Annotated in this window: 3 protein-coding genes and 1 pseudogene; 3 read left to right on the forward strand and 1 reads right to left on the reverse strand. The window is 74.5% G+C overall.

Annotated elements, in window-relative coordinates:
- Nucleotides 1-46 precede the first annotated feature (46 nt).
- From GL263_RS18890 to GL263_RS18900, 3 genes are all read left to right on the forward strand, one after another.
- Nucleotides 47-2,629, forward strand: coding sequence for a DUF4118 domain-containing protein (locus tag GL263_RS18890; protein ID WP_182856910.1), 2,583 nt, complete (start codon nucleotides 47-49; stop codon nucleotides 2,627-2,629).
- Nucleotides 2,626-3,306 (forward strand): response regulator, encoded by a 681-nt coding sequence (locus tag GL263_RS18895; protein ID WP_182856911.1) that lies wholly within the window; start codon nucleotides 2,626-2,628, stop codon nucleotides 3,304-3,306. Before GL263_RS18890 ends, GL263_RS18895 begins: the two co-directional genes overlap by 4 nt.
- Before the next feature lie 81 nt (nucleotides 3,307-3,387).
- The gene (locus tag GL263_RS18900) at nucleotides 3,388-5,157 is read left to right on the forward strand and encodes a CDP-glycerol glycerophosphotransferase family protein (RefSeq protein ID WP_182856912.1); all 1,770 of its coding nucleotides are present in this window, start codon (nucleotides 3,388-3,390) and stop codon (nucleotides 5,155-5,157) included.
- Nucleotides 5,158-5,227: 70 nt separating this feature from the next.
- On the opposite strand, the pseudogene GL263_RS18905 reads toward GL263_RS18900, so the two are convergent.
- Nucleotides 5,228-6,424, reverse strand: a pseudogene (locus GL263_RS18905) (tetratricopeptide repeat protein); the annotation flags it as partial.

The following is a 6,424-nucleotide window of genomic DNA, read 5'->3' on the forward strand; positions in this document are numbered from 1 at the left end:
TCCCCTGACACCGCCCCGTCACCTCGCCCCGAACGAAAGCAGAACCATGACCCGCCGCGGCACACTCCGCGTCTACCTCGGCGCCGCACCCGGCGTCGGCAAGACGTACCGCATGCTCGGCGAGGCCCACCGTCGGCTGGAGCGCGGCACGGACGTGGTCGTCGGGCTGGTGGAATGCCACGGCCGGGCCCGGACCGAGGTGATGCTGCACGGGCTTGAGGTGCTTCCCCGCCGCGCGGTGGAACACCGGGGCGCGGTGTTCCACGAGTTGGACGTCCGGGCGGTGCTCGACCGGGCGCCGCGCGTGGTGCTGGTCGACGAGCTGGCGCACACCAACGTGCCGGGCTCCCGCAACACCAGGCGCTGGCAGGACGTGCGAGAGCTGCTGGACGCCGGCATCGACGTCGTCACCACCGTCAACGTCCAGCACCTGGAGTCGTTGGGCGACGTCGTCGAGTCCATCACCGGCGTCCGGCAGCGGGAGACCGTACCGGACGAGGTGGTGCGCCGCGCGGAGCAGATCGAACTCGTCGACATGACCCCGCAGGCGCTGCGCCGCCGCCTCGCGCACGGCAACGTCTACGCGCCGGAGAAGATCGACGCCGCGCTCTCCAACTACTTCCGGCTCGGCAACCTCACCGCGCTGCGGGAACTGGCGCTGCTGTGGACCGCCGACCGGGTCGACGAGTACCTCCAGCGCTACCGCGCCGAGAAGGGCATCACCTCACCCTGGGCCGCCCGCGAACGCATCGTGGTCGGCCTCACCGGCGGGCCCGAGGGCCGGACCCTGCTGCGCCGCGCCGCCCGGATCGCCGCAAAGGGGTCGGGCAGCGAGATCCTCGCCGTGCACATCTCCCGCGCCGACGGCCTCACCAGCGCCCCGCTCGGCGAACTCGCGGCCCAGCGTGTGCTCGTGGAGGACCTGGGCGGCACGTTCCACTCGGTGGTGGGCGAGGACGTGTCCGGCGCGCTGCTGGAGTTCGCACGCGGTGTCAACGCCACCCAGGTCGTGCTGGGCACCAGCCGCAGACCCGCCTGGCAGTACGTGTTCGGTCCCGGGGTGGGGGCCACCGTGGCCCGCGACTCCGGCCCCGACCTGGACGTGCACGTCGTCACCCACGAGCAGGCCGCGAAGGGGCGCAGCCTTCCGGTGGTGCGCGGGGGCCGGCTCGGCCGCACCCGCCGGCTGGCCGGCTGGTGCCTGGGCACCGCCGGCCCGGTCCTGCTCACCCTCGCGCTGAGCGGCGCGCACTCCTCGTTCGGCTTCGCCGGGGAGACGCTGCTCTTCCTCACCCTGACCGTCGTGACCGCGCTCACCGGCGGATTGTGGCCGGCGCTCACCGCGGCGGCCACCGGGTCGCTGCTGCTGAACTTCTTCTTCACCGAGCCGTACCACACCCTGATGATCGACGCCCCGGAGAACGTCCTGGCGATCGCGATCTTCCTGGTGGTCGGCGGCGCGGTCGCCTCGCTGGTCGACCGCGCCGCCCGGCACACCCAGCAGGCGGCCCGACTGCGCGCCGAGGCCGAGACGTTGAGCTTCCTGTCCGGCTGTGTGCTGCGCGGCGAGACCACCACCGGTGCCCTTCTGGAACGCGTCCGGGAAACCTTCCACATGGAGTCCGTCGCGCTGCTCGAACGCCCCGGGCCCCGAGCCGGCTGGCGGCCCGTGGACGCCGTGGGCACGGACGCGGCCGGGCGCCCGGAGGACGCCGACGTCGACGTCCAGGTCGGCGACCGGCTCGCGCTCGCGCTGCGCGGCCGGCCGCTGCCCGCAGAGGACCGTCGCGTGCTCGGCGCGTTCGCCGCCCAAGCCGCCGTCGTGCTCGACCGGCAGCGGCTGCTCGGCGAGGCGGAACGGGCCCGCGAGCTCGCCGGCGCCAACCGCACCCGCACCGCGCTGCTCGCGGCCGTCTCCCACGACCTGCGCACACCGCTGGCCGGTATCAAGGCCGCCGTCTCCTCCCTCCGCTCCGACGACGTCACCTGGTCCGAGGAGGACGTCGCGGAACTGCTCGCGGGTATCGAGGAGGGCGCCGACCGGCTCGACCACCTGGTCGGGAACCTGCTCGACATGAGCCGGCTGCACACCGGGACGCTGACGCCGCTCATCGGCGAGGTGGCGCTGGAGGAGGTCGTCCCGGCGGCGCTGGGCGGCGTGCCGGCGGACAGCGTGCGGCTCGACCTGCCGGAGACCCTGCCGCTGGTGCGGGCCGACGCCGGGCTGCTGGAACGCGTGGTGGCCAACGTCGTGGAGAACGCCGTCACCTACTCGCCGCCGGACCGGCGGGTGCGGCTGTCCGCGAGCGTGCACGCCGAGCGGCTGGAACTGCGTGTCGTCGACCACGGCCCGGGCGTACCGGACGCCGCGAAGGAACGCGTCTTCGAACCGTTCCAACGGCACGGCGACGTGCCGCGCGGTGCGGGCGTGGGACTCGGGCTGGCCGTGGCACGCGGGTTCACCGAGCTGATGGGCGGCACGCTGACCGCCGAGGACACCCCGGGAGGCGGTCTGACCATGGTGCTCGCCCTCGACGCGGGCACCCCGGGCGGTGGATCGCCCGGGGCCGCCGCCCCTCCGACCGTCGCGCCCGGCAGTGCGGGCGCCGAACGAAAGGAAGCACCGTGACCAGGGTGCTCGTCGTGGACGACGAACCGCAGATCGTCCGCGCTCTCTCCCTCAACCTGCGCGCCCGCGACTACGACGTCGCCTCCGCGCCGGACGGCAACGGCGCCCTGCGCCTGGCCGTCGACTACCACCCCGACGTGGTGATACTCGATCTCGGGCTGCCCGACATCGACGGTAGCGAAGTGATCCGCGGCCTGCGCGGCTGGTCGCGGGTACCGATCATCGTCCTGTCCGCGCGGCACGCCTCGGAGGAGAAGGTCGGCGCACTGGACGTCGGCGCCGACGACTACGTCACCAAGCCGTTCGGCATGGCGGAACTCATCGCCCGACTGCGGGCGGCGGTACGGCGGGCGGCGCCCGCCGACGACCCCGGGTCCGCCTTCGTGGACGCCGGCACGTTCAGCGTGGATCTCGCCGCCAAGCGGGTCGTCCGCGACGGCGCCGACGTGCGGCTCACCCCCACCGAGTGGCACGTCCTGGAGATCCTGGTCCGCAACCCGGGACGGCTGGTGAGCCAACAGCACCTGCTCCACGAGGTGTGGGGGCCGGCCTACGCGGCGGAGACGCACTATCTACGGGTCTATCTCGCCCAACTGAGGCGGAAGTTGGAGGAGGTGCCGTCGCGTCCCCGGCATCTTGTCACCGAGCCGGGCATGGGCTACCGCTTCGAGCCCTGACCCTCTCGCGCACACCGCGTGGACTATGGTGAACCGGTTGTGCGGCGGCGCTGACGCCGAGGCGGACGGGGAGGGTGCGCGGTGGCCGGGGACTACCGGGCGGACTGGCTGCGGGTTCCGGTCGGCGACGACGCCGCCCGGTGGGCCACCCGCTCCGACTGCCACCGGGTCCTCGCGATCGTGCACAACGTGACCTCGGCGACGCGGCTGCTCGACGTGCTGCCGCTCTTCCGCGACGACCTGCGGATTCAGCTGCTCGCCACCTGCACCGGCTCTTCGCCCTTCCAGGGCGGCGTGCGCGAGCTGCTGGCGGAGCTGGCCGTGCCGGTACTGCCGTGGGAGCAGGCGCTCAACACGCCGGTGTCGCTGGCGCTGAGCGCCAGCCTGGGCGGTGAACTGGCCAGTGTTCGAGGGCCTGTTGCGGTCCTTTCGCACGGTGTTGGATACAATAAGAGGCTCGCCACACCGGACACCGGACACCGGACACCGGACACCGGACACCGGACACCGGACACCGGACACCGGACACCGGACACCGGCCCCGTGTTCGGGATGTCGCCGGAGTGGCTGCTCGCCGACGGCAAGCCGGTCGCCGAACGTCTTGTGCTCTCCCACCCCGAGCAGTTGGACCGGCTGCGCCGCTACTGCCCGCAGGCCGCGCCCCGCGCGGTGCTCGCCGGTGACCCCTGCTACGACCGCCTGCTCAACGCCCTTCCCCACCGCGAGCGCTACCGCCGTGCGCTGGGCGTCCGTCCCGGTCAGCGCCTCGTCGTGCTCAACTCCACCTGGAACGCCGAGTCGTTGTTCGGCGACGGCGAGCAGCCGCACCTCCTCGGTACTCTGCTCGACCGGTTGACCACCGAACTGCCGCTGGACGAATACCGGTTGGCCGCCATATTGCATCCGAACATCTGGCACGGCCACGGCCCGGGGCAGGTCCGCGTCTGGCTGGACCGCGCCCGGCGCGGCGGTCTCACGCTGATCGACCCGACCGAGGACTGGCGTCAGACACTCGCCGCAGCGGACGCGGTCGTCGGCGACTTCGGCTCGGTCAGCTACTACGCGGCGGCGATCGGCGTACCGGTGCTGGTGGCGGCGCCCGGCGCGGAGCGTCTCGACGCCGACTCCCCGGTCGCCGAGTTCGTGCGCACCACACCGCGCCTGGACCTCGGGCGCCCGCTGGCCGCCCAGCTCGCCGAGCTCGTCGGCGGCCACCGCCCGCGTCCCTCGCTCGCCGCGCAGGCGTCCTCGGCGCCCGGGCGATCCGCCGCCCTGCTACGACGGACCTTCTACGACCTGATCGGCATATCCGAGCCCGCTCGGCCCGCCGCGCTGGACCCGCTGCCGCTGCCGCCCTACCGGCCGGCCCGGCCGTCGACCCCGCTGCTTGCTCTCACCAGGCGGCAGCCGGACGGGACGGTGCTGCTGCGCCGCCACGTCGATCCGGCCGCTCCGATCACCGGCTACGACAGCAGCCATCTCGCCGTGCACGAGGACACGTTGGAGACGCACGCCCTCGACATCGCCGACGTCGTCTTCCGCGACGGCGCGCCCGACGACCCGCGCCTGGGCGGCCCGGCCCGCTGGACCGCCGAGGCGCTGCACGCCCGCCCGCACGCGGCGCTCGCCGTCCTTGTCACCGGCCCTGACAGCTGCGTACTGCGGTTGCGGGCAGGCCAGTTGCTCGATGTCCGCACGCCGCCGCACACCGCCGACCCGCTCGCCTGCGCCTCCGCCCTGCTCGGCTGGCTCGCCGACGGCGGCTCCCTGCGCGAGCTGGCGGCGGACGGCCTGTGGCTGGGCGTCGGCGAGCAGCGGCACCGGGCGGAGGTCACCCCGCTCGACGGCTGACTCCGCTGCCTGGCCGCCGCCGACTCCGGCTCGACGGTCTGCGACGGCGGCTCCCGCTGCGAGCGGCGTGTCACCCGGCGGCGGGCGGCTCCAGCGCCAGCTCGCGCAGTCGGCGCAGATGGGCCAGGTGGTGGGCGGCGTTCTCCTCGGTCAGCAGGGACAGGGCCTCGTCGACCAGCGGCAGCGCGGCGCCGTGCTCCCCCGCGTCGAGACGCACCTCGGCGAGGTCGGTGAGCGTGCGCGCGGTGTTGTACGCCTCGCCGGTCCCGCGGAAGAACAGCAGCGCCTCGGTCAGCCGGTCGACCGCCTCCCCCCGGCGGCCCATGCCGCGAAGTGCCCGGCCCCGGTGCCGCAGCAGCAGGGCACGGGCCCTGGGCACGTCCGCCGCGCCGCGCTCGTCCGCACCGATCGTCCCCAGCACCTCGTCGGCGCGCTCGAACAGCTCGTAGGCGGCGCCGTGTTGCCAGTAGCGCAGCTCCAGCAGACCCAGGCACTCCAACGCGGTGGCCCGCCCTCGGGCGTGTCCGGCCTCCCGTTCCGCCTGCTCGGCGGCGCGGAACTCGGCCGCCGCCTCGTCCCGCCGGCCGAGTTCGAGGCAGGCCATGCCGAGTTGGGTGCGGGCCCGGCCCAGCACCTCGCTGCCCGGGTGCAGCCGTTCCGCCGCGCGGGCACCGAGGCGCAGCGCCGGCAGCAGTTCGTCGGTCTCCCCCGCCTTGAGCTGCAGGGCCCACAGCGCCTCGCAGAGCTGGCGTACGGACTCCAGGTCGCCGGACCGTTCGGCCGCGCGCACCGCCTGGACGAGGTTGGGGCGCTCCTCGCAGAGCGCGGCCAGCGCCTCCCCGGGGTCGCGGTGGGGGCCGGCGTCCAGCTCACGGTAGAGCGGGCCGAGCGTCCAGCGTCCGCTGAGCGCCGTCCGGTCGGCGCGGACCGCGAACTCCAGGTACCAGCGGATCGTGGCGGCGAGCGCGGCGGCGCTGCCGGCGACGCCCTCCTCGACCGCGGCGGCCCGCTCGGCGAACGCCCGGTGGGCCGGACGGTAGCCGTACCGCCCGCCGCCGACCGCCTCGATCAGCCGGCGCGCCGCCAACTCCGCCAGCGCGTCGGCCGCTTGCGCCTCGTCGACGCCGCTGACGTGCGCGGTGACGGCCGGGCCGATGGCAGGCCAGGGCCACAGCGCGTTGCGCCGGAACACCCGGGCGGCGACCGGGGCGAGGTCGGCGTAGGCCGCCTCGATCGCCGCCGTGAGCGGGTCGGCGCCGTCCGGGCC

This window comes from Streptomyces durbertensis (assembly GCF_014156695.1).
GTDB classification, from domain to species: Bacteria; Actinomycetota; Actinomycetes; order Streptomycetales; family Streptomycetaceae; genus Streptomyces; species Streptomyces durbertensis.